The organism is Almyronema sp., from assembly GCF_052168255.1.
Classification (GTDB): Bacteria; Cyanobacteriota; Cyanobacteriia; order Phormidesmidales; family Phormidesmidaceae; genus Sphaerothrix; species Sphaerothrix epifaneia.
The window spans coordinates 1-21,155 of record NZ_JBQLZL010000081.1 but is presented as its reverse complement, the minus strand read 5'-3'; the positions used below and the strand labels follow the sequence as shown (position 1 = coordinate 21,155).

The window sequence follows — 21,155 nt, the reverse complement described above, 5'->3', positions numbered from 1 at the left end:
TAGTTGACGCGATCGCCCAAATAAGGTAGCGTTTCATCTAATGCAGCATACGTGCTTCTACGGCGGCTGCATGACCCGTCCCGAAAACTAGCAGCACGGCTCGAAGTTGGTGGAACAACTCCGAACCGCTAACCCACCAGACTGAGGTAACCAGTCGGCAGGCTGAGGTGAATTTTAACAGTTCTCTAGCCGCCCTGACTCGCTTTGCGCTGGTATGGGGCGGCTAGTTTTTGGGTTCACTCGCCCATTGCGTGGCTCTAAATGCGGCTTTGCGTGTTTAGGCGATCGCAGTGGGCACTTCACCCTACCCAAAAACAGAAAGACTATGTTTCAACCATCTGACCTCAGCCCAACCCCACTCACCGCACCAACCGCCGACCCCAGCCCCGATCGCGAACCCATTCGCCATATCCTCATCGGCTCTCCGGCTTTAGTCAAGCGCACCATTCACCAGCTCCACCAAGCCCACTACGCCGAAACCTTCCGCTGGACACACCCGATTGAAATTCCCGCAGGCCGCGTCATCCTCACCCCCGAACCTGGAGAAATTATGGCTCTATTGGTCAAGCTAGTGCGGCTAGCGTAGAGGAATAGGACGGAGAGGGGGAGGAAGAGGGGAGGAGAGAAGAGGACGCGGGGACGTGGGGACGCGGGGACGCGGAGAGGAGGAGAGGACGCGGAGACGCGGAGAGGAGAAGACACGGAGACGCGGGGACGCGGAGAGCCTGATTAGCAATACTTCCCCCCCATCTCCCCATCCCCCTTTCTCCCTATCTCCCCATCCCCGCAAGCGTCTGCTGAAGCGAGATCGCTAGCGGTTAATACGCTTGAAGCGTTCTTTAGCTTCTTCAAAAGCGGTTTTCATCGCCGCCTGAATTTCTTCAGGGTTAGGCTTTTTGCCTCCCATCAAATCACCAAAATAGACACACGCTCCTTCGCCCAAAGCCCAGGTATAAGCCGCCGCCCAAGAAGCTGCAATTACGCTGCCAAACCCCGGAATAAACTTAATCAACTCGCGCCCGATCGCCTGTGCCAAAAAGCCCCCCGCGATCGCGCTGACAACGCCGCCCGCTTGAGAAGGCGTCAGCTTTTGGCCATACAACTGACCCAACACCCCCACCATTGACACTTGCAACGCCGTTAAAACAGGCATGGTGGCGAACGGTAACGGCACTGCCGCCAGGGTAGCCGAAGCAATGCAAAAAGCCAGAATATAGCGTCGCCCCACGTCTCGGTACAGGTTGCCCAGTTGCTCTCCAGCGTTGCCTTTTTCTAAAAGCTGGTAAATAGCCTGGGCTTCGGCTTCGGGCAGCAGATCGGCTAAAACATTGCGAAATGCTTCTAACCCATAGAAAACGGGGTGATAATCGTCTTCTTCTAGCGTGAAATCAATCATCACAGCGCGATCGCAGAAATGAGCAAAATCAGCTTGCAACGTCATAAACGCCCGTTGCACATCTTCGTAGCTAGGCGGATAGGCAGGATGATCTGCTACTTGAGTCGGATAAATTTCATGCAGACAAGTCACCGCCAGCAAACAGGGAATTTCTGGATAGCGACGCCGCAACTGCTCCGCTACCTGCCGCAGCGTATCGGTGGCAAAGTCGTTAATTTTTACCGTCAAAATCAAAATTTTGGCGTTGGGCGTTTGCTGTTGTAAATCTTCCGTCAGTTCTTGAATAATGCCTTGCGTATTTTGATTAACATCACCTAAGCCCACCGTGTCGGTAAAGATCAGCAACGGTAGATCGGCAGAAGGATAGGCATAACGCTCGGTGTGCTGCGTATGAGGCCGAAAGCCCTGACCGATAATTTCGTTAGAAACCCCTGTTAGCCCCCGGACGATGGAGCTTTTGCCCGCCTGAGGTTTACCAATTAGCAGCGCCTCTGTGGTGGGCAGCTTAGCCCGCACAGTGGCTAAAATTTCAACCACCTCAGCCTCACTGACGCTAAACCATTGGGTTAGGCTCTGGCTGAACTGATCAATCGGCAGCAATTTTTTAAACTGCCCGGTGGCGGTTTGCCAAGCTTCGCTCAAGCGATCGCTCCAAGCAGACGGCTTTGCAGCGTCGGCATCAGCAAGCGGCTGAGCGTCGGACTTGTCTGATTCAGGCATTGCTTTAAGAGACGTAGGCGACTTGTCCAAATCCTAGCGAGGATAGCCGCCTGCTTCCAACTCTCTAAAGTTCTATAAAACTATAAAGATTTGGCGGTTTAAACGTGATGCTTGTTACAGTACATCTGCATGGGATAAATCACTGCGATCGCACCCCTTACGCATGGATAAACCACCCGCCAAAGCTACCGTTACCAAAGACGACATTGTGGAGCGCTTATTGCTTTATCGCAATGAGTTTGATGCTTTAGGCGTCAGAAAGTTGGGGCTGTTTGGCTCTTATGTCGAAAACAAAGACTGCCCCAACGGCGATGTTGACGTCTTGGTTGAATTTGATCCAGCCAGCAAAACCTTTGACAATTTTATTCGGCTGTCGCTGTTGCTCGATGAAATTTTGCTTTGCAAAGTAGAACTCGTCACCGCCAAATCCCTCAGCCCACATATTGCCCCCCGTATTCTCCCCGAAGTTGAATATGTCATTTCAGACTAGCGATTATCTGCGTCACATCCTAGATGAAACGGCTTACCTGATTGCCAGTAGTCCTCAGCTAGATCAGGCCAGCTTAAAGCAAGACGCTACCCTGCGCCGTGCCTTTGTCCGCAGCATTGAGGTAATTGGTGAAGCGACCCTGCGGCTACCGAAAGAATATCGCCAAGCCCACACCCAGGTAGACTGGCAGCTATTGATTGGTTTAAGCGATCGCCTTTTGCACGCCTACTTTGGCGTAGACTACGACCTGGTTTGGGATGTGGTCGTTAATAAAGTGCCGCTGTGGCAAGACCAGATCAGTGAATTGTTAGAAAAAGGTGCCCGTGATGGTTAAGGGAAGGTGAGTAAAGGGGGATGCGTGCAAGGTTGCGCAACCCTAAATAGGGGGCAGGAGGTTCAAGCTTTATTCACCCTCTACCCCCCACTCATGACCCCTTATCCCCGTCCGCGCACAAACTGAAGCGTAATTTCAGCTACGCGCTTACCGTAGGCTTCGGCAGTTGCCAAATCCCCTTGCGGGGGTGCCCCCGGTGGATCGACCTGAAAGCTAGTCGCCATTGCCCCCACAAAAGAACCCACGCGGTTGGTTACATCTGGCCCTGGCCCCTCAACGCTATTCATGGCGTCAGGGTTAGAAGCGGCTGGCAGCATGGCAGTCCCTACGTAAATCATGCCGTGTTGCATAGCATTGATCATCAGACCCACAAGGGTGTTGAGCTTGTCGCCCGAAAACGAGCTGGAATTGGTAAAGGCTCCGGCAACTTTGTCTTTCCAGGCTAGCGAAAACCACTTTTTAGCCGCTGCCTCCACAAATTGCTTCATGCCAGCAGACATGCTGCCCATGTAGGTGGGGCTACCAAAGATCATGGCGTCGGCGTGATCAAGGTCGTCTAAACGAGCGATCGCCTCTTCTGCTGTAATTAATTCGGCCTCAATCCCCTCAACGCTAGCAGCCCCCTGGTAGACGGCTTCTGCTTGCCGCCGGGTGTGGCCATAGCCACTGTGGTAAATCACGAATAGCTGACTGGTCATAAAAACTCCTCACAGATTTTGCTCAAGCATGGATAGCGTGCGCGATTGGCTCCGGCTAAACATCTAGCCCATGAAGGATTGCCAATGCGAAGGGAACAACACAAAGCCAGTGATCAATATCGCTAACGGCAGAAGACAGCGGGCAAAAAGGCAGACTAAAAAACCTTTCTGTAAAGGGCTTTCAGCCATTTAAGCGGCTCAACTTGGGTTAGCGATCGCTATAGCATTTGGCGAGCCTACAAGTTGTTGTGACTACCATCGCAACGAGGCGGGTTTTGCGTGGCTTTGCACTGGCAAAGGGCGACTTGTTGCTTGTCTGCCAGACTAAATTTTAGCGGCTTGAAGCCTGTATCTTGGTGAGCGCCGTCGCAAAAGGGTTGGTTGGCAGAGTTGCCGCAGGTACACCACCAGTAGTCGCCCGGTTCCAGTTCTAAAATCACAGGCTTGGTGTCGGCGACTCTAGCTTCGTTCATAGGGTATCCCTCCTTGCAGATTGTATTGAATTCGGCGATCGCGCCGCCCGCGCCACACCATAGGCTTGACACGGGCGTTTAGCTTAGGCAGCCATATCAAACAGCAGCACTTCGGCGTCGTCTGACTGGCCTTGTAGGGTTAGCGTATCGACTTTGGCGATCGCTGCGCCATCTCCGGCAGTGAGGTTATGGCCGTTGAGGTTGACAGCCCCTCGTGCCACATGCAGCCAAGCAGCGCGATCGCCTTCAAAGCGATGGCTAATGGTGGCACCCCCTCCCAGTGAAGCCGCGTAGAGGTTGACATCTTGGTGAATGGTCACCGAGCCGTTGCGACCCTCTCGCGACCCGACTAAACGGAGTTGCCCCTGCATTTCCGCTGGTTCAAAGTGAATTTGCTCATAGCTGGGTGCAATGCCGTTTTCTTCAGGCAAAATCCAGATTTGCAGCAGATGCACAGATTCGGTATCAGAAGGGTTAAACTCGCTGTGCAAAATACCCGTCCCCGCAGACATTCGCTGCACATCTCCGGGACGGATTATAGAGCCATTGCCAATGTTGTCCTTGTGTTCTAGCGCACCCTCTAGCACATAGGTCACGATCTCCATGTCGCGATGACCGTGAGTGCCAAAGCCCCGCTGCGGCTCTACTTTGTCTTCATTGATAACCCGCAGAGCAGCAAAGCCCATGTGGGCGGGATCGTAGTAGTTGCCAAAGGAAAAGGTGTGACGGGTATCTAGCCAGCCAAAGTTAACGGCTCCGCGATCGCCTGCTGGACGAATTTTAATCATGGTCTTACCTCCGGGGTAAATCGTTTGTAGCGCCCATCGAAGACTATTTCATTATGGATTGAATCTTATAAAATAACAATAAGCAATTTAATCAACAGATTGTCGCTTAAATATCTACAATTTGGCGCTATGGATAAGTTTGAAAGTCTGCGAGCCTTTGTGCAAGTTGTTGAGTCAGGTGGCTTTGCGGCGGCTGCCCGCCAGATGGATTTATCGCGATCGGCGGTCAATAAGCTGGTCATGCATTTGGAAGACGATCTCAAGGTGCAGCTTTTACACCGCACCACCCGTAAAGTAACGCCAACCGCAACGGGCATTGCTTTTTACGATCGCTGTGTGGCTATTTTGGCCGACCTCAAAGAAGCCGAACTCGCCGTTTCTCAGATGCAACAAGAACCCAAAGGTCGCCTGCGAATTAATGCGCCGATGTCGTTTGGCACGCTGCACCTGGCTCCAGCACTGACCGATTTTTTACTGCAATATCCTGACTTACAAATCGAATTAACCCTCAGCGATCGCTTTATTGACCCGATTGAAGAAGGCTTTGACGTGACGCTGCGCATTGCCCAACCGCCAGAAGCCGCCAGCTTGATTGTGCATAAGTTGGTAGTGGCGCATCGTGTGGTCTGCGCTGCCCCTAGCTATTTTGAAAAATACGGCATTCCCACAACGCCCACCGACTTAAAGGATCATTCTTGTCTGCATTACGGTCACTTTGCCACCAGCAACCAGTGGACGCTGACCAGCGCTGACGGCCATCACACCGTTACCGTGCAGGGCGTGCTTTGCTCTAATAATGGTGAGGTTTTGCGAGAAGCCGCGCTCAAAGGCTTAGGCATTGCCCTATTGCCGACGTTTCTCGTCGGTGGCGATTTGCAGCAAGGTACTCTGCGCCAAGTTTTGATGGATTATCCGCCCCGTCAGATCTCAGCCTATGTTATGTATCCTGTCAATCGCCACCTCTCAACTAAGGTGCAGCTTTTAACAGAATTTTTGAAGGCTCGTTTGGGCGATCGCCCCTATTGGGATGACGCCGTATAACTCAAGTCAAAAGGCTGAGGGCAGAAGGCAAGCTTTTCTGTCAGCGGCTTTCTGTCCTTGAAGTGGCTTAACGCTAGGGGCTACAGCGACAATACTGGCGCAGCCACTAGCCCCCAAGGGCTGCTCAAATAAATTTGATAACAGCCTGCTAGCGCTTAACGCAGGTGCTTATATGCTAGAAGCAGCTTTTTAAAAAACATCGCTCTGGAGCGGCGGCTCTTGAGGAAGAGGCCAGCGGGCAAGAGCCAAAACGTTTGTTTTGCATGAGGTTTAGCATGGTTCGCGATCGCATGGGATCGGCTAAAAAATGTCAACCCTTGGTGCCGCCGTCTGCCGCTAGCCAGCTTGAGCCGCGCCCCTTTGCTTCCAACCTAGACGCGCAAAAGCTCTCACTCCAGCGGCGGGTCACTGGCGAACCCCTGCCAAACCTCACTCCACCTCCGCCTGATCACCCTGCCCCAAAGCTGACAACGCTACAGCGCTCTCACTTTAACCCAAATGAGGTTGCCGTTTTTCCGCCATCGGTTAGCCATCCGGCGATCGCCGCCATAGCCGACCCAGCCCCCATTCAAGCATCAGCAGCTAAAACACCCGTCATTCAACGAATGCCGCTTGAAACGTTTGATCAGCGGGTTAAGACGGTTTTGCCCGAAGCCTATGCTGAGTTCTATGCCTACTTTAAGCAGCAATACATCGAAACAGAAGCCGCTGGTGGCTTTCTCAAAGGCGGCGTGATGTATGACTGGGACTATAAAAACTACATTAAAGACCCTGCCTATACGCTGGATATGCTGAATGAAGATTTGAAGGCGTTTCAGAGCGTGCAGGCCGAACGATTAGAAAAAGTAAAGCTACTGAATGAACCCACAACCCCCTTCAAAACTATTACTATCGGCGGGCAAGAAATCACCGACGAAAAAATAGCCAATCAGGAATTTGCAACTATTTTAAAAGCGTTTGAGTTTGAATTAGAGCAGGATTCCAAAACAGCAAAGCAAATACTACAAAAGCAATATACACGCAGACATATTCAAGTCGTGCTCAACAGCGTTTCTAACTCAGTGCGAGAACAAAAGTGGACAGACTTAATCACCGTTGCTGAGATTTATGGGCAGACTGTACCGCAGAAAAGGCTAATTTTTGAAAATGAAACGCGCTTGGGATTTGAGATAGAACCGGGCGGAAATTTTAAGGTACATCCAAACTATCTCGATATAGTTGATTCTCTCACCAATGTGACGCTGGCGTCTACAGATGCTTTAGAATTTATTATTGATGATCTCAATAGCAAAACAAAGCTGTGTCAAATAGAATTTAGAACCAAACCTCTGAGCAAAGAAAGAATTAGCGAAACGGGAGGAAGTTTAGGCGAGGAAATTAGAAAAGCGATCGCCAGTTTTCCCATCACTCAGTTTAACAATCCTGAGTTCTCAGCCATTGCTAGTGCGTTAAAGTCTCGTGGCTGGACACCCCACGCGGCGTTGGCTAAAGTTTGCCAGGGTTTGAGTCCGGTACAGTTTGGACGGCTAAAAGCACCTGGCAATTTGGCTCAGCATGTTACCCATTCGCTGCCAATTTCTGCCTTCTTGGGCTTAGCACCAGAGCACAAAAAATTGATCCTGCCAGGTTCAGAGGGTGTGAATAATATTATGCAGTTCATTCAATTTTTTCTGGACAAAATTAATCAGCAAGTTAGCGGCAACACCATCAACATTACGACTACAGGCCGTAATAAATCTGCCCCTAATATCAAATCAGCTTTAGACACCATCATCGGCATGTTAAACGTAGATTTATCGCAAGCAGCTATTCGCTACTTTTGCCAAAAGATACCTGAATACGCCCAAGTCGTTGATCAAGTAGGCCAAATCCCTAGTCTCAAAACCCATGAAGAGATCCCCGATACGCCTATATTCAATCCAGACAAAGGTACGGGCGCACTCTCCGGCGAAGAAAAGCTAAAACCGCCTTTATTCGACGTTATGCGCAATGACATCCGAGTGCTAGTTGAGCATCGGGCCGATCCCTTAGTAGAGGCTGTGAACGCCGCCCTGAGCGGAAACAGTAAGGCGTTGCAGCCCTACGTAGAGGCTTTTCAAGCGTTGGATAACGTTAAAGGCGATTCAGTCTTTTCTAGATGGTTTGCTTAAACATGTCGAGAGTGGGCGATCGCTCAGCCTCGTCTCAGCAAAATTTAGCCACTATTTAAGCCATTGCGGCTGTTTTTGGCTGATGATTGAAGCAATAAAAGCGATGGCTGTTTGACCTAAAGCTGAACAAACATCTCATTAGGAGGTCTGCATGGTTGGCGATCGCGTGCGCGTTACTCAAAAGTCTCAGTCAGCCACTTCCCCATCAGCCTCCAGCCAGCTTCAGGCACGCGCTTTTACACCACCAGTCGCAAAGCAAAGTCAGCAGGCAGCCTCTAGCAGCGAGTCGCAGCCAACAGCGCCGCTTGCCTCTCAGCGCCAAACTTCACTCCCAGCCAGCAATCTGCTCGCTTTTGAGCCAGACAACATTCCTCTATTTGCCCCAGACACAACGCCTCACCTACCATCCGCGCTGAGTTCAAATTTAGCCTCAACCCCAAAAACGCCAAATCAGCCCGTAGGGCCGCTGACGCCCGTACCCCTGGGGCAGTCGTTCGTCAGCCGAGCTTTAGACTATGCCAAGGGGATGTGGTCTGCAGAAAGCTGGCAAGGAGCTTTGAGTGCGTGGCGAGACAACACGGCAGAGCAAGAATGGAAAACTATCCAGAGCCAGGAACAAACGCTTACCCAAATACTGAGTCAGCTACCGGAACAAGATACGGTCAAACAACAAATTGAACAGGATCTCAAACAGCTTGAGCAAACGCCTGTTCCTTACTCAAAGCGGGCTGCCGTCTTGTTGCAGTTGCAACAGTGGACACAAACAGCGCAAGAACAATTAAATGAAATTAAGCAAGAAACCGAAGACTTAGAAAATTTGATAGACGAAATTAAAAACGAGTTTTCTAGTATCAGCTCGGCCAATATTCCAACTGAGCCAGAAGCAAAACTCAGGAAAGAATACACTCGCTTAACCAAGGCCGTCAAAAGCATCAAGTCTCAAACAGACAAAGATGAGCTAACGTTACTCAGAGATAATGTTGCCCAGTTTGCCATCACTATAAACTCGCGCCAGCAAGGCAAAGCTAGTAAACAGTTAGAGCGAGAAGAAAAGCAAAAGCAAAAGGAAGCGACCGAAAAGAAAAAGCAGCAAAATGCTTTGAAAAAACAAGCAGAAAAGTATAAGCAAAGTCAGATTGCTCAACAAGAAATCGAGCAAAACCGTAAAAAGAAGGAAGAAAACAGAAAACTTGAAGCCGAAAAACAAGAAAAAAATCGCCAGAAAAAACAAACTCAGTATGAAAATAAGCTCAAACAACTGCGTCAAAAGAAAGATGATCTTTCTTTCAAGATTGAACAAATTGAGCAAAAATATATTAATAAAGTTCTGGCTGAAAACGAAAAAGATGATTGCTTAAACGAAGGCAACGATTGGAGCAACCAATGGAGCGAACTGCGAGATCAAGTTAATCAACTCGTTCCTCCTCAAGAAACAGATACTCAAGATAAAGACACGCTGTTGCAGGAAGTTTTGACAGTACACAACAAAGGTGTCAACGTCAGAGCTTTGCAAAGAAAAATTTATGACGAACGGGCGATCGCCGTTTATAAAAATAAGCCAGAACCGGATCCGGCAAACTTTAGCCAAGACGCTAATTTAGCTCCCCAAGAATTTTATGAACGGCGAGAACTTTTTAAAGCGCTCGTTTTTCATGACAAAGTCACTTTGGAATTGCCGCCACCCAATGAGAATAATTATCCCTACAGTAAGGATTATGGAACAGAATATAATTTTGTCGGCTTAAACGAAGTATGGGTTTTGCATGTTCACTGGTCTAAAGAACATCATTTTGAAAAAGCCCACTATAAGAAACGAGGAATGGGTCGCGAGTTTAAGTCTGGTGGCGGAGCGGGCAACGACGTTGATCTCTTAACCATGAAGTATTTAAAAGTCGTAGATTCGTCTGGCTACAATGAATATCCGTGGCTCAATCGTCAATAAACATCGGCTCAAAGGATGTTTGAAGAGATATCTGCTCGGTAGAAAAACGGTTTAGAGCTGCCTAAATTTCTGTTGAAAAGGGGAGCTTCCGAACCGATTCCCCTCTTTTCAAGGGGAGCTAAGGGGGGATCGATGAGTGGCTAAAATTACAACCACTGGCTTTTCAAACACCCTTTTAGATAAGTGATTGCTTTAGGATAGTAACCTAGCTTGTAAAGCAACATACGCTATTGTTATGGGTTCACCAACCGCGACGCTGCTAATTTCTTGCCCTGACCAGCAAGGACTGGTGGCTAAAATTGCCAATTTCATCTATGCCAATGGCGGCAATATCACCCACGCCGATCAGCACCGGGACGAAGCTGCTGGCTTGTTTTTGACCCGCATTGAGTGGCAGCTAGCCGGGTTTAACCTACCGCGTGATCTAATTGGGCCAGCTTTTAATGCGATCGCTCAACCGCTGGGCGCAAGCTGGCAACTCCGGTTTTCGGATGCGATTCCTCGTCTGGCAATTTGGGTCAGTCGTCAAAATCACTGCCTGCTCGATTTGCTGTGGCGACATCAAGCGGGCGAGTTTTTAGGCGAAATTCCGTTAATTATGAGCAATCACCCGGACTTGGCGGCGATCGCAGAGCAGTTTGGCATCGACTACTACCACCTACCCATCACAAAAGCCAATAAATCAGAGCAAGAAGCCAAACAGTTAATGCTCTTGCAGAAACACAACATTGATTTAGTCGTGCTGGCGAAATATATGCAAATTCTCAGCGCTGATTTTGTGCAACAGTTTCCTCACGTCATCAACATTCACCACTCGTTTTTGCCCGCTTTTGTGGGGGCTAATCCTTATCACCGCGCCTATGAACGAGGGGTAAAGATCATTGGTGCTACCGCCCACTATGTCACGACCGACCTCGATGCTGGCCCCATTATTGAGCAAGATGTAGTGCGCATTAGCCACCGAGACGAAGTCAGCGATTTAATTCGTAAAGGCAAAGATTTAGAGCGTATGGTGCTAGCTAGAGCGGTGCGTCTACACCTGCAAAACCGCATTTTGGTCTACGGTAATCGTACCGTTGTCTTTGCCTGAGGGGGGCGGCTTCTAGCTATCGCTCCTGCTAGGGTTGAGCGGCCTTCGCCCGACTGGGTCGGCCAATGAAAACTGGGGCATAGGTCGTTAGTAGCCAGCCAACGGGCAGCAGCAGCAAAATGGCCACCACCGCATAGGCAAAGGCAATCAGGTTAGACTGCGCTAGGGTCGTTGGGGGAATGCGTAACCCATAGACTAAAAACCCAGTTAAAAAAGGAAACACCAATAAATGTAAGGGAAAGATAATCAGCGTGTTTTGACCAATGGCCGAGAGCAGCCAATTGGGTTTAATTAAATAGGCCACATGCATCCAGAAAAGAATGCCTGCGATCGCAGACAGATAAAAATAAAAGTAGTTGCCAAAGTTGCCAATAATAAAAGCCGTGCTGCCGTTTAGCCGAGTACAGCCCACATAAACGCCCAGCAGAATAATCGTGACAGGCCAAAAATAGCGGTGGCTAAATTTTTCCTTCAGCACATACGATTGCAATAAATAACCCAAGCCATAAAAAACGATCGCTGTTAACCCAATATCTAAGCCAAAAGGTAACCGAAAATTCGCTGGCCCAACGATGGCAAAAAACAAGTAGCCCACGATTGAGCAACTGAAAAGCGCGATCGCAATTTTTGTTTTGTCTTTTAGCTTCAGCAGAAAAAAGAAAAAGATTTCTGTACTAAATAAACAGGTAAAAAACCACAGCGTAATGTTGTGCGCCAACCAGTCATTGCCACCAACGCCATACACCATGCCCAAAAGGGGTTTAAGCGGTGGAACCGCCTCTTCTGCGCGACCACCCACATGCCGAAGAACAAAAAACCACAAGACGTAACTAATAATATTAAACGTTATGTAAGGAATTAAAAGCTTATAAGCCCTAACTTGGGCAAACGAGAAAAACGGTTGCTTGATTACTTTGTCTTTCACAAAAAGCCCTGAAATAAAGAAAAATAAGGGCATAAAGAACGAAGCCGCATAAATAGCAAAACCCGGCTCTAACCTGCCGGTATGAACTAAAACAACAGCAAAAATGCCAATGCTTCTTAAATTGTCAATCCAGGCAACGCGATTTTTAGTTTTTTGAGTCACGCTTATAGGTAAAGCAATAGGGTCTTGGCCGGGTTGATCAGAAAGATTCATAGAACTCGCGAACGTTTCTTGATAGAGATACTGGGTTAATCGTTTATAGCTGTAGTCACAACCGTTGAGACACTTCAATAACCAAAAGCTGCCAAGAGGATGTTTGCAAAGATAGCTGCGGCGTAGCAAAACGGTTTAGATCCGCCTAAATTCCCTTTGAAAAGGGGGACTGCTGAGCCGATTTTCCCCTCTTCAAGGGGCTAGGGGGGATCAACAAGTGTCTGAAATCGCAACCATTGGCTTTTCAAACCCCCTTTGACAGCAAAGCTTTCCTTCTGCCCGCTGCCCTTGACCGCTTGCCTTTAGCAATAGCTTCTAGGTATGCCATCATGACGAGTTTCTGCAATGATATGTTGCATATCGTGTTAGCTGCCCCTAGACCTTTTTGGATACAGAGCCTACGACAAAACTATGAAACACTTACCCAGCGGTGAGCGCTATCTATATCAGCTTTTGGGTCAAATTAGCCAGGGTTATCTACAGGTGACCAACCCTGAAGGTCAAGTGTTTGAGTTTGGAACCGTGGCAACGACTCCCCATTTGCACTTAATTATTCGCGATCGCCGTACCTACGATCGGCTGGTAAGTTTTGGGGCTTTGGGCTTTTGCGAAGCCTATATGGATAGCTGGTGGGATGAGGAAAATAACCAGGTAGCTGAGTTTATCAGCTTGCTCTATTGCAATCGGGTTTATTCCAAAGCGAGTCAGCACATTACGCTGCCGCTTATTTTTAAAGTGATTAGCCAACGCCTGCTGACGCTGCCAACTTCAATTCAAAACAGCTACAAAAATGTGCAGCACCACTATGATCTCGGCAACGACTTTTATCAGTGCTTTCTCGACCCGACGCTGACCTACTCCTGTGGCTATCAGCTCCATCCAGCAGACTCGCTGGAAACTATGCAACTGCAAAAATATGAGCTAATCTGCCGCAAGCTAGGGCTACAACCTGGCGAGTCTTTGGTGGATATTGGCTGCGGCTGGGGGGGGATGCTGATTTATGCGGCTGAACATTACGGTACTGATGGCGTCGGCATTACGCTCAGCACGGAGCAAGCTAACCTGGCTCAGGCCAGAATTGCCGCTAAAGGATTAAGCGATCGCCTCAAAATTGTGGTAGCTGACTACCGAGAAATCACCGGGCAGTACGACAAATTTGTCAGCATTGGCATGTTTGAGCATGTCGGCAAAAACAGTTTTTCGACCTTTATGCAACAGGCCAAAAAGCTACTCAAACCTCACGGGCTAGGCTTGCTGCATACGATTGGCACAGAAAGTGCTGAACGCATTGGGCCGTGGGTAGACAAGTATATTTTTCCGGGTGGCTATGCGCCCCAACTGCATGAGCTAACCCGCGAAATGCTAAAGGCTAAGCTTTCAGTTGCGCACTGTGAGAACCTCAAACCTCACTACGCAGAGACGCTAAAAAAGTGGGCCGAAAACTTTACGCAAAACAAAGCTCAGGTCGCTAGCCTCGCTAAAGCTTACGACGAGCGCTTTTTACGAATGTGGTACCTCTATCTGCAATCTTTTGAAGCCGCTTTTAGAGACGGTAGCCTTCACGTTTATCAGCTCCTTTTCTACAAAGACAAGCAGTGGCGGTTACCCAACGTCCTCAACTATTCACTCAAAACTGAGCCAGCGGTTGCCCATAGCCCTACCGCAACCGCCCCGATCGCAAAATGCTAATCACCAGCCACAGACCAAATAAGCTAGCCGCCGCAAACAGGCTGTTGCTAAGTATCTGGCCACCGGGTGTTTGCTGATTTGTTGAAACAATCGCCGCTCCAATAATTAACGAACCCACAAGGGTACTAAACGAGCGACGGTTGGCAGCGTCATCAATGTTACGCCGCAGGCCATCTAGCCCCTGTATAGAGATATTCCATTTGAGCGTTTCGGAACTGAGGCGATCGAGCAAAAAGCCAAACTGGCGCGGCGACTCAATTGAAAGATTGCGGAGTTCTAGCCCGGTTCGCAGCAGAGTTTGTAGCGGATCATCGCCAATAATTTGCTGGCGAAAGAGGTCAAACATGAGCGGTTTAATCTCTTCGGAGAGATCCACTTTGGGGTTAAACTGTCGCGCCACCCCTTCTAAATTAGCCAGCGACTTAGAATACAACCCAATATCAGCAGGCCAGCGCAAATGATTGCGACTCGCCGACTGCATCAGTTCGCTAAACATTTGCGCCGTATTAAACTCTTCTAAACTGAGGCCGTAGTATTTGCTCAACAAGCGGCCATAGTCGGTTTCCAACTGATTAATGTCAACGGGTTGGAGCGGCTCGGCAATTTGCAGCGTTAGCTGAGCGCAGCGTTCGGCATCGGAGCTAACCATTGCCAACACCATTTCTGTTAGCGTCACCCGCAAGCGCGGATTCATTCGCCCCATCATGCCGCAGTCTAAAATGGCTACGCGGCCATCGGCCAGATAAAACAAGTTGCCGGGGTGCGGATCTGCGTGGAAAAACCCATCGAGAAAATACTGCTGCAAAAAAGCCCGAAACAAAAGCCTGGTGAGCGCTTCGCGTTCGGCCTGGATATCGCCGTTGTAGTATTCGCCTGTAATTTCAGCTAAAAGAAATGGCTTGCCCTCTAGCCATTCCATCGTCATAATTTTTTTGTTGGTTAGCTCCCAATAAATTTTGGGTACCACCAGCTTGGCCGGATCAAACCAGCGACCTTTTGCAAGGTTGCGTCGTAGTTGATCGGTGTAGGCAGCTTCGGTGGTAAAGTCAAGCTCGGCTTCTAAGGCGTTGATAAATTCTTCAGCCAGGGCTTGCACGTTGTAGCGCTGACCAAACTGGGTGGCAGAGACGAGCTTGGCAATGTCGCGAATGAGGGAAACATCTCTGGCAATGAGCTGGTCAATGCCGGGACGCTGCACCTTGATGGCAACGGGCTGACCGTTACGCAGCGTGGCTTTGTGCGTTTGGGCAATTGAACCTGCGGCGATCGCCTTGTAATCTAAGCTAGCAAACAGCTCTTCAGGCGGACGGGGCAGATTTCGGCGAATGTAAGCCTCCATCTCAGCCGCCGGGACGGCTGGTACGGTAGATTGCAACGCACTCAGTTCTTCAACATAGCTCTGCGACAGTACATCCGGGCGGGTGCTTAGTAGCTGCCCCAATTTGACATACACAGGGCCTAGCTCCGTCAAAATATTGCGTAAAACGGCTGGCGGCGGCAAATCTGGCTCGTCGGCTTTGCCTCCGGTGAGGAGTCGTCGCATGTAGTCCCAGCCATTACTAAAAACGACTTCGATAATTTCGCCCTGGCGGGACATAGAAGAAGAGGCAAGCATACTTTACTCTTAGGTAAGCTGAATTGATGCTAACGAAGATCTCGGCTCAGGCGCTGGTCGCTAGATAACATAACCGGGGGCGTTCCTCCCGTATTGTCAGCAGAAGCTTCGGTTCCAACGTCTGGCAGAAGACAGATTGCAACCCAACCCCGGCTGATACAGGTTTAGGAAAGTAGCCGTGCTGTTCATTGCTGCCAGCCTTTTACCCAAAAGCTTTGATTCTGTCTTTAGCTACACAGGTTTGCGGGTTCTGTAGAGGTGCTGAATTAAGGCTGGTGTTGATCACGCTTGGCGATCGCGGGTACGACTGTCTAGCCAGACAATCACTCAAAGAAATCGAGAAATACGGTTAAATGAAGCCTATGGGCGAAATTAATCCCTACCGACTCAAAATTTCTCAGCTACGGGCGCTGGTGGCGATCGCCGACTTGGGCACCTTTAGCGACGCCGCTTTGCAGCTTGATCTTTCTCAGTCAGCCGTTAGCCATGCCATTGCCACGCTAGAAGAAGAATTAGGGGTCATTTTGCTCAGTCGCGGTCGCCAAGGAGCCGTACTCACCCCCGTTGGCGAAGAAATTACGGCAGAAGCGCGTGGCATTTTGCAATCTTTGGCGGGTCTTTGCAAACTGGCTCAGCAATTTAGAGGGTTACAATCAGGCCAGGTACGAGTAGCAGGCTTTCGCAGCGTGGCTACGCACCTGCTGCCAACGGTGATTGCCCGCTTTCAACAGCAGCATCCCCAGCTTAGCGTCACGATTGATGAGCATCATCACTACCGCGATGTTGAAGAAGCGGTGCGTCAAGGTCGCGCTGATGTGGGCTTTACGTATTTGCCGACTTCACCAGATTTTCGGGTTTGGGAACTGCTGCGCGATCGCTATTTAGCTTTGCTGCCTCCCAGCGCTGCTGGCATTCAGTCACCGATCGATTGGCAAACGCTAACCCAATATCCGCTGATTTTGAGTCCGGCAGATGACGGCGATCGCCAAGTTCTAACGCGCTATCTAGGGCGATATGGTGTTTCATTGCAGCCAGCCTACGAAGTTAGAGAAGACTCCACCATCATCAGCATGGTGCGCCGGGGTTTGGGAGCAGCTATTATGGCTCACCTAGCGGCTGAACCGATCCCAAACGATATCGTCACCGCCGAATTTGCCGAGCCGCTAGAACGGGTTATTGGCGTCATTGTCCTAGCGGAAGCCCTGCAAACCCCCGCCGTTTATGCCTTTTTAGAAACCCTAAAAGCGGTATGGTTGAGGGCAGACAATGAACCAGCCACAGCCGTTGAGCCGTCTTAGCAGTGCGCCCCCTTTTTTCCAGTTCAACCTCTAAAATGCTGCCGATGGCTTAGCGATTTTTACCCGCGATCGCAGGCGATTGGGCATTTCAAGGCTTTATTCTTAGGAACCAAACGGTAGCGTAGGGGTGCGGAGACGGGGCTGAATCGATACACTAGTAGAGCAGTTGTCTATTGAAACAGCGCTAGGCTCACCAGCGCGATCGACAGCCGATAAGCATCAAACAGAGGTTTATAAGGGAGTTAATCTGGCCCATGAGCTACGACTTCGATCTTTTTGTCATTGGTGGGGGTTCCGGTGGCATTGCAACCGCCCGACGGGCAGCTCAATATGGGGCTAAAGTCGGCATTGCCGAAAACGATCGCTTGGGCGGTACCTGCGTCAATCGCGGCTGTGTGCCCAAAAAATTAATGGTTTATGCCTCTCACTTTCCGGCTCACTATGAAGAAGCCGTCGGCTATGGCTGGAGTCCTGTGGAGAGCCAGTTTGACTGGACAAAAATGATCACGGTCGTCAACAACGAAGTAACCCGGCTCAATGGTATTTACGAACGCATGTTGGTCAATTCCAACGTGCAGCTCTTTCGCGCCTATGCCCGCTTTTTAGATGCCCACACGCTAGAAGTCGGGGAGCAAAAAATTACAGCCGACAAGATTTTGATTGCGGTTGGTGGTGTTCCGGTACGGCCTAATATTCCTGGTCTAGAACATGCCATTGTTTCAGACGATATTTTTCATCTGCCGCAGCAGCCTAAACATGCCGTGATTTTGGGCGCGGGCTATATTGGCTGTGAATTTGCCTGTATTCTCAAAGGTTTGGGATCGGAGGTGACGCAGGTTTTCCGGGGCAGCAAAATTCTGCGGGGTTTTGATGATGACTTGCGCACTGAGATTCAAGAAGGGATGCACAAGCACGGCATCAACATTTGCCATGACAGCAAGATTGTTTCGGTTGAGAAAAAGGCCGAAGGCGTTGTCGTCAATATTGAAAATGCTGAGGGTGAGTCACGGGTCTTTGCAGATGTGTTGTGCTTAGCGGCTTTGGGGCGCAAACCCAATCTCGACAGCTTGGGTATTGAGAACACTGGGGTAGAGGTCAATGCCGGGGCGATCGCCGTTGATGAATACAGCCGCACTGCTGAAGCCCACATTTTTGCGGTGGGTGACTGCACCGATCGCATTAACCTCACCCCCGTTGCCATTAACGAAGGGCGGGCTTTTGCCGATACGGAGTTTGGCGGCCAGTCTCGCAAAATGAGCTATGAAAATGTGCCGACTGCCGTTTTTACCACGCCTGAAGCGGGAACGGTGGGTCTCACGGAAGCCGAAGCCGTTGAGCAGTACGGCGAAGAGGGGATTCATATTTATCGCTCTCGCTTCCGACCGATGTATTACACCATCCCCAATAAAGATGAGCGGACGCTGATGAAGCTGATTGTGCACAAAGAGAGCGATCGTGTTTTGGGGGCACACATGGTAGGCGATGCAGCGGCTGAGATTATTCAAGGCGTGGCGATCGCGGTTAAAATGGGCGCAACCAAAGCCAATTTTGACGCTACTGTGGGCATTCACCCCAGCTCGGCGGAAGAGTTTGTCACTATGCGCTAAGGTCTGTCTGCGCGTCTGCCCCGCCCCCTTACTCGTCTTCGTGGAGTTCAATGATTCGCCCATTGGTGGATTGAATGGGGCGAGCATTGACGGGATAGAGGGCTTCAAAGGCAGCAATTTGCGCTTCGGAGACTTGCACAGGCTCTCGCATGACATTCCAGCGTACCCCTTCACTGCAAGGAGGGGTGGTCAGCGAACCAGAATAGCTAAAATAAGCAATACTATCGGGCAGTAAATCAGCAGCATTGATGGTCAAATTTGTTGTTTGAGTCGTCCCTACTTCCGGGATGTTTTCCCAAAGCGTATCAATTAGCGGGTGCGCTTCGCCTAGTTCGAGCATAATACCTACAACGGCTAATTCTCCTGCTTCATTACGATGGACGAGATGTAGTTCCATGGCAGACGCAAAGCCCTCAGCCGTATGCTCACTGGGCGTATGAAAATGAAACTGCAAGAGTTCATATTCATCGCCATCAATCTTGACGGTGCTGCCTTCGGCGTAGTTCACCTGAATCGTGTGTCTGTTGTTGACTACGACTAAAGGCACTGAAGCGTAGTTAAACTCTATCGTTGAGGGGCTACCAATTACAGCGTCGTCAATATCAATAGGCGACTGATCTCGCCCTACTTCACACAACGCAAAGTCATGCCCCAACCGTCCCCATTGCGTTGGATTAGCCTCACCCCCATAAGACCAGTGAAGCAGTTCTTCGCCAGCGCCTACAGGTGGTAGGTAGGCTACTATCCCACCTAATACAGACAAGATAAAACAGGTAGCCTTTAACGCTTTCATAATCTACTCAGCTCAGAAACGATGTCTATAAGAGCGTATCGAATACCCGGTAGATTCTATGTTTTTAAGCGTTAATTATTATTACCCGCGATCGCTAAATTTCACTTCAGGGATGTGTGACAGATAGGAGATAGATAGTGTCTAGATCCCTCGCATTTAGCTGTAGGGTGGACAGTGCCCACCCTACGAAATGGGTGCGATCGCTCTCAGGCGGGTACCGCTTTAAGCTGAACGATGACGCTTAAGACTAGCGAGTCCACCCCCTACTAAAGCAATTCCCAGAATAGTGACAGGCTCAGGTATAGCTGCTGGCGGTGTATCAGTAGGAGGCAGTGTGAGTTCCCGTAACAGCTTTTGCTCAACGGCTCGACCCACATCATCAAAGCCGTTAGCAGCAATTACAAAGGAGCCAGACCCTCCTTGAACGTTGTTTTCATACCAAGTTTTGATGAAGCTGAGGCCAGGTGTGGCAATAATTGGCAGTCCATTAATGGTAGTTACCCCTGCCGCTAGAGCATTATCCCTGGCTAAACTCGTGGGAAATCCGAAAGTTTGAACGCCGTCTCCTGAGACATCAATCACCCAATTTTGTCCCTCATACTGATTACTACTGAACAGTGGTGTGGCAAATGCAATTGCTGAACCAGGGGCGGTACCCGAAGAACCAACAGGTCTAACCAGCGCCTCAATCGTATCCGCGAACGCTAATGCACTGGCTGGACTGTCCAGAAGAGTCCAGGGAATGGATTCTTGCTGTTGGTTTGGGCCTGCCCACTCAATAAAATTGACGGCAACGCTACCAAACTGACCTGAGCCAAACTCCCCAGCTAGATTGATAAAAGCATCCCGGTAGCCGCCAGTTTGCAAAGCATATTCAAAATTACTAACGCTAGGTGAAACGTCAACCAGTAGCGACAACTCAACATTTACGGGAATAAGCGTTGCTGCTGAGACAGGTAGCTGAGCAGCTAGGGGCAGACCAAGCGCAGTAATAGCACCGAGACTTGGTAAGACTTTCGGCGTTAATAATTGAGCTGAGAGCAGGTTGAGCATAAAAAGTACCTTGCTAAGTTGTTCAAATCTGCAAAATAGTCAAGTTTGAAGCCATATCTACAGACTGATTGGGAACTTTAGGCCAAATCTGCCAAATCATATCTCTGCTCTCCGTAGTTATATGCAGATACGCAGGCTAGATCTTAAATTTCACAGAAACTAAACAAAAGCTTTGCAACTCAGGCATCTTTAAAGACACGAGAATTCATTTTGCTCTATGAAAATATTTGCGAATAAAGACTTGCGATAGAGAGACGCTACTTAATCCCAACAACCATAGAGTCTGCTCCAACTAGCGGCTCAACCCAGGTTTGAGAAAAGCCAACCTCTTTCATCCATTTAGCGCAATCGGCTCCTGTATAATCGAAGCCTCCTGGAGTTTCGATCAGCATATTAAGGCTCATCATCATCCCGAAGGCATTCTTTGATCGATCATCGTCAATCAGGGCTTCATAGACAACGAAGCACCGCCAGTTGGGATAGCAGCGAATGCCTTGGCAATGAGCATTTTCTTTGTTGGCAGATCCCAATCGTGCAGGATATGTCCTATCAACACTACGTCAGCTTTGGGAAGATCCTGCTTAAAAAAGTCACCCGGTACAAACGTCAGGCGGTCTGCCAGACCTAAGGCGTTGATGTAGTCTTTAAAGATGGGGCTAACCTCAGGCAAATCGAAGCCAAAACCCTGCAAATGTGGGTTGGCCAGTGCAATCTGAACCGCTAAGTCACCCTGAGCTGTGCCAATATCAACAAATGTGCGGTAGTCGTGCCAGGGAAAATTTTGTGCGATCGCTAGGGTTTCAGTCCAGTACTTCATTGCAGCCACAATAAAAAAAATAT

Annotated in this window: 18 protein-coding genes and 1 pseudogene; 10 read left to right on the top strand and 9 right to left on the bottom strand. The window is 49.5% G+C overall.

Translation table 11 applies throughout. From position 1 onward, the window contains the following. Window positions 1–325 precede the first annotated feature (325 nt). Window positions 326–586 carry a hypothetical protein gene (locus ACTS3T_RS18595; RefSeq protein ID WP_462935332.1) on the top strand — a complete coding sequence of 87 codons (261 nt, stop codon included), beginning with the start codon at window positions 326–328 and terminating at the stop codon, window positions 584–586. A gap of 225 nt (window positions 587–811) precedes the next feature. Here the strand turns inward: ACTS3T_RS18595 and ACTS3T_RS18590 are convergent, their stop codons facing one another. Continuing rightward, on the bottom strand, window positions 812–2,116 hold the full coding sequence (locus tag ACTS3T_RS18590; protein WP_377963895.1) for a YcjF family protein: 1,305 nt from the start codon (window positions 2,114–2,116) through the stop codon (window positions 812–814). A gap of 163 nt (window positions 2,117–2,279) precedes the next feature. Between ACTS3T_RS18590 and ACTS3T_RS18585 the strand changes: the two genes are divergently transcribed. After that, a complete protein-coding gene (locus ACTS3T_RS18585) occupies window positions 2,280–2,606 on the top strand; it encodes a nucleotidyltransferase family protein (protein ID WP_377963893.1) in 327 nt (108 codons plus the stop codon). After that, the gene (locus ACTS3T_RS18580; protein ID WP_377963891.1) at window positions 2,590–2,940 is read left to right on the top strand and encodes a HepT-like ribonuclease domain-containing protein; all 351 of its coding nucleotides are present in this window, start codon (window positions 2,590–2,592) and stop codon (window positions 2,938–2,940) included. The genes ACTS3T_RS18585 and ACTS3T_RS18580 overlap by 17 nt, the downstream gene beginning before the upstream one ends. Window positions 2,941–3,041: 101 nt before the next feature. On the opposite strand, the gene ACTS3T_RS18575 is transcribed toward ACTS3T_RS18580, so the two are convergent. From ACTS3T_RS18575 to ACTS3T_RS18565, 3 genes are all read right to left on the bottom strand, one after another. Next, window positions 3,042–3,638, bottom strand: coding sequence for a flavodoxin family protein (locus ACTS3T_RS18575; protein ID WP_377963889.1), 597 nt, complete (start codon window positions 3,636–3,638; stop codon window positions 3,042–3,044). A 236-nt stretch (window positions 3,639–3,874) separates the two neighbouring features. Then, window positions 3,875–4,111, bottom strand: a complete 237-nt coding sequence (locus ACTS3T_RS18570; protein WP_377963887.1) for a CDGSH iron-sulfur domain-containing protein — start codon at window positions 4,109–4,111, stop codon at window positions 3,875–3,877. An 83-nt stretch (window positions 4,112–4,194) separates the two neighbouring features. Next, entirely contained in the window at window positions 4,195–4,899 is a 705-nt protein-coding gene (locus ACTS3T_RS18565) for a pirin family protein (protein WP_377963885.1), read from the bottom strand. A gap of 129 nt (window positions 4,900–5,028) precedes the next feature. Between ACTS3T_RS18565 and ACTS3T_RS18560 the strand changes: the two genes are divergently transcribed. The 4 genes from ACTS3T_RS18560 (at window position 5,029) to purU (ending at window position 11,122) form a co-directional block, all read left to right on the top strand. Further along, on the top strand, window positions 5,029–5,940 hold the full coding sequence (locus tag ACTS3T_RS18560; protein WP_377963883.1) for a LysR family transcriptional regulator: 912 nt from the start codon (window positions 5,029–5,031) through the stop codon (window positions 5,938–5,940). Window positions 5,941–6,215: 275 nt separating this feature from the next. Next, the gene (locus tag ACTS3T_RS18555) at window positions 6,216–8,090 is read left to right on the top strand and encodes a hypothetical protein (protein WP_377963881.1); all 1,875 of its coding nucleotides are present in this window, start codon (window positions 6,216–6,218) and stop codon (window positions 8,088–8,090) included. Window positions 8,091–8,616: 526 nt separating this feature from the next. Next, window positions 8,617–10,032, top strand: coding sequence for a hypothetical protein (locus tag ACTS3T_RS18550; RefSeq protein WP_462935331.1), 1,416 nt, complete (start codon window positions 8,617–8,619; stop codon window positions 10,030–10,032). A gap of 235 nt (window positions 10,033–10,267) precedes the next feature. Next, complete coding sequence (gene purU / locus ACTS3T_RS18545) at window positions 10,268–11,122, top strand: formyltetrahydrofolate deformylase (protein WP_377963877.1); 855 nt, start codon at window positions 10,268–10,270, stop codon at window positions 11,120–11,122. A gap of 28 nt (window positions 11,123–11,150) precedes the next feature. On the opposite strand, the gene ACTS3T_RS18540 is transcribed toward purU, so the two are convergent. Next, the gene (locus ACTS3T_RS18540) at window positions 11,151–12,260 is read right to left on the bottom strand and encodes an acyltransferase family protein (RefSeq protein ID WP_377963875.1); all 1,110 of its coding nucleotides are present in this window, start codon (window positions 12,258–12,260) and stop codon (window positions 11,151–11,153) included. Between the two features lie 411 nt (window positions 12,261–12,671). On the opposite strand from ACTS3T_RS18540, the gene ACTS3T_RS18535 reads away from it, so the two are divergent. Continuing rightward, a complete protein-coding gene (locus ACTS3T_RS18535) occupies window positions 12,672–13,949 on the top strand; it encodes a class I SAM-dependent methyltransferase (RefSeq protein ID WP_377963873.1) in 1,278 nt (425 codons plus the stop codon). On the opposite strand, the gene ACTS3T_RS18530 is transcribed toward ACTS3T_RS18535, so the two are convergent. Continuing rightward, complete coding sequence (locus ACTS3T_RS18530) at window positions 13,918–15,564, bottom strand: ABC1 kinase family protein (protein WP_377963871.1); 1,647 nt, start codon at window positions 15,562–15,564, stop codon at window positions 13,918–13,920. The two genes, ACTS3T_RS18535 and ACTS3T_RS18530, sit on opposite strands and share 32 nt — an antisense overlap. A 353-nt stretch (window positions 15,565–15,917) precedes the next feature. On the opposite strand from ACTS3T_RS18530, the gene ACTS3T_RS18525 reads away from it, so the two are divergent. Continuing rightward, a complete protein-coding gene (locus ACTS3T_RS18525) occupies window positions 15,918–16,862 on the top strand; it encodes a LysR family transcriptional regulator (protein ID WP_462935330.1) in 945 nt (314 codons plus the stop codon). Window positions 16,863–17,116: 254 nt separating this feature from the next. After that, the gene (gor, locus tag ACTS3T_RS18520; protein WP_377963867.1) at window positions 17,117–18,469 is read left to right on the top strand and encodes a glutathione-disulfide reductase; all 1,353 of its coding nucleotides are present in this window, start codon (window positions 17,117–17,119) and stop codon (window positions 18,467–18,469) included. A gap of 28 nt (window positions 18,470–18,497) precedes the next feature. Here the strand turns inward: gor and ACTS3T_RS18515 are convergent, their stop codons facing one another. The 3 genes and pseudogenes from ACTS3T_RS18515 to ACTS3T_RS18505 all read right to left on the bottom strand — a co-directional run. Then, window positions 18,498–19,262: a carbonic anhydrase gene (locus tag ACTS3T_RS18515; protein ID WP_377963865.1), complete on the bottom strand. Its 765-nt coding sequence runs from the start codon at window positions 19,260–19,262 to the stop codon at window positions 18,498–18,500. Window positions 19,263–19,484: 222 nt separating this feature from the next. Beyond that, window positions 19,485–20,315 carry a DUF1194 domain-containing protein gene (locus tag ACTS3T_RS18510; RefSeq protein ID WP_377963863.1) on the bottom strand — a complete coding sequence of 277 codons (831 nt, stop codon included), beginning with the start codon at window positions 20,313–20,315 and terminating at the stop codon, window positions 19,485–19,487. Window positions 20,316–20,572: 257 nt separating this feature from the next. Then, window positions 20,573–21,155 (bottom strand): annotated as a pseudogene (locus ACTS3T_RS18505) (methyltransferase); the annotation flags it as partial.

Bases quoted from the DNA above. Each gene is read 5' to 3' on its own strand.
- ACTS3T_RS18515 (WP_377963865.1), bottom strand. From the start codon at position 19,262: ATGAAAGCGTTAAAGGCTACCTGTTTTATCTTGTCTGTATTAGGTGGG.
- ACTS3T_RS18595 (WP_462935332.1), top strand. From the start codon at position 326: ATGTTTCAACCATCTGACCTCAGCCCAACCCCACTCACCGCACCAACC.
- ACTS3T_RS18560 (WP_377963883.1), top strand. From the start codon at position 5,029: ATGGATAAGTTTGAAAGTCTGCGAGCCTTTGTGCAAGTTGTTGAGTCA.
- purU (WP_377963877.1), top strand. From the start codon at position 10,268: ATGGGTTCACCAACCGCGACGCTGCTAATTTCTTGCCCTGACCAGCAA.
- ACTS3T_RS18575 (WP_377963889.1), bottom strand. From the start codon at position 3,638: ATGACCAGTCAGCTATTCGTGATTTACCACAGTGGCTATGGCCACACC.
- ACTS3T_RS18570 (WP_377963887.1), bottom strand. From the start codon at position 4,111: ATGAACGAAGCTAGAGTCGCCGACACCAAGCCTGTGATTTTAGAACTG.
- ACTS3T_RS18585 (WP_377963893.1), top strand. From the start codon at position 2,280: ATGGATAAACCACCCGCCAAAGCTACCGTTACCAAAGACGACATTGTG.
- gor (WP_377963867.1), top strand. From the start codon at position 17,117: ATGAGCTACGACTTCGATCTTTTTGTCATTGGTGGGGGTTCCGGTGGC.
- ACTS3T_RS18590 (WP_377963895.1), bottom strand. From the start codon at position 2,116: ATGCCTGAATCAGACAAGTCCGACGCTCAGCCGCTTGCTGATGCCGAC.
- ACTS3T_RS18580 (WP_377963891.1), top strand. From the start codon at position 2,590: ATGTCATTTCAGACTAGCGATTATCTGCGTCACATCCTAGATGAAACG.
- ACTS3T_RS18530 (WP_377963871.1), bottom strand. From the start codon at position 15,564: ATGCTTGCCTCTTCTTCTATGTCCCGCCAGGGCGAAATTATCGAAGTC.
- ACTS3T_RS18535 (WP_377963873.1), top strand. From the start codon at position 12,672: ATGAAACACTTACCCAGCGGTGAGCGCTATCTATATCAGCTTTTGGGT.
- ACTS3T_RS18525 (WP_462935330.1), top strand. From the start codon at position 15,918: ATGAAGCCTATGGGCGAAATTAATCCCTACCGACTCAAAATTTCTCAG.
- ACTS3T_RS18565 (WP_377963885.1), bottom strand. From the start codon at position 4,899: ATGATTAAAATTCGTCCAGCAGGCGATCGCGGAGCCGTTAACTTTGGC.
- ACTS3T_RS18510 (WP_377963863.1), bottom strand. From the start codon at position 20,315: ATGCTCAACCTGCTCTCAGCTCAATTATTAACGCCGAAAGTCTTACCA.
- ACTS3T_RS18540 (WP_377963875.1), bottom strand. From the start codon at position 12,260: ATGAATCTTTCTGATCAACCCGGCCAAGACCCTATTGCTTTACCTATA.
- ACTS3T_RS18555 (WP_377963881.1), top strand. From the start codon at position 6,216: ATGGTTCGCGATCGCATGGGATCGGCTAAAAAATGTCAACCCTTGGTG.
- ACTS3T_RS18550 (WP_462935331.1), top strand. From the start codon at position 8,617: ATGTGGTCTGCAGAAAGCTGGCAAGGAGCTTTGAGTGCGTGGCGAGAC.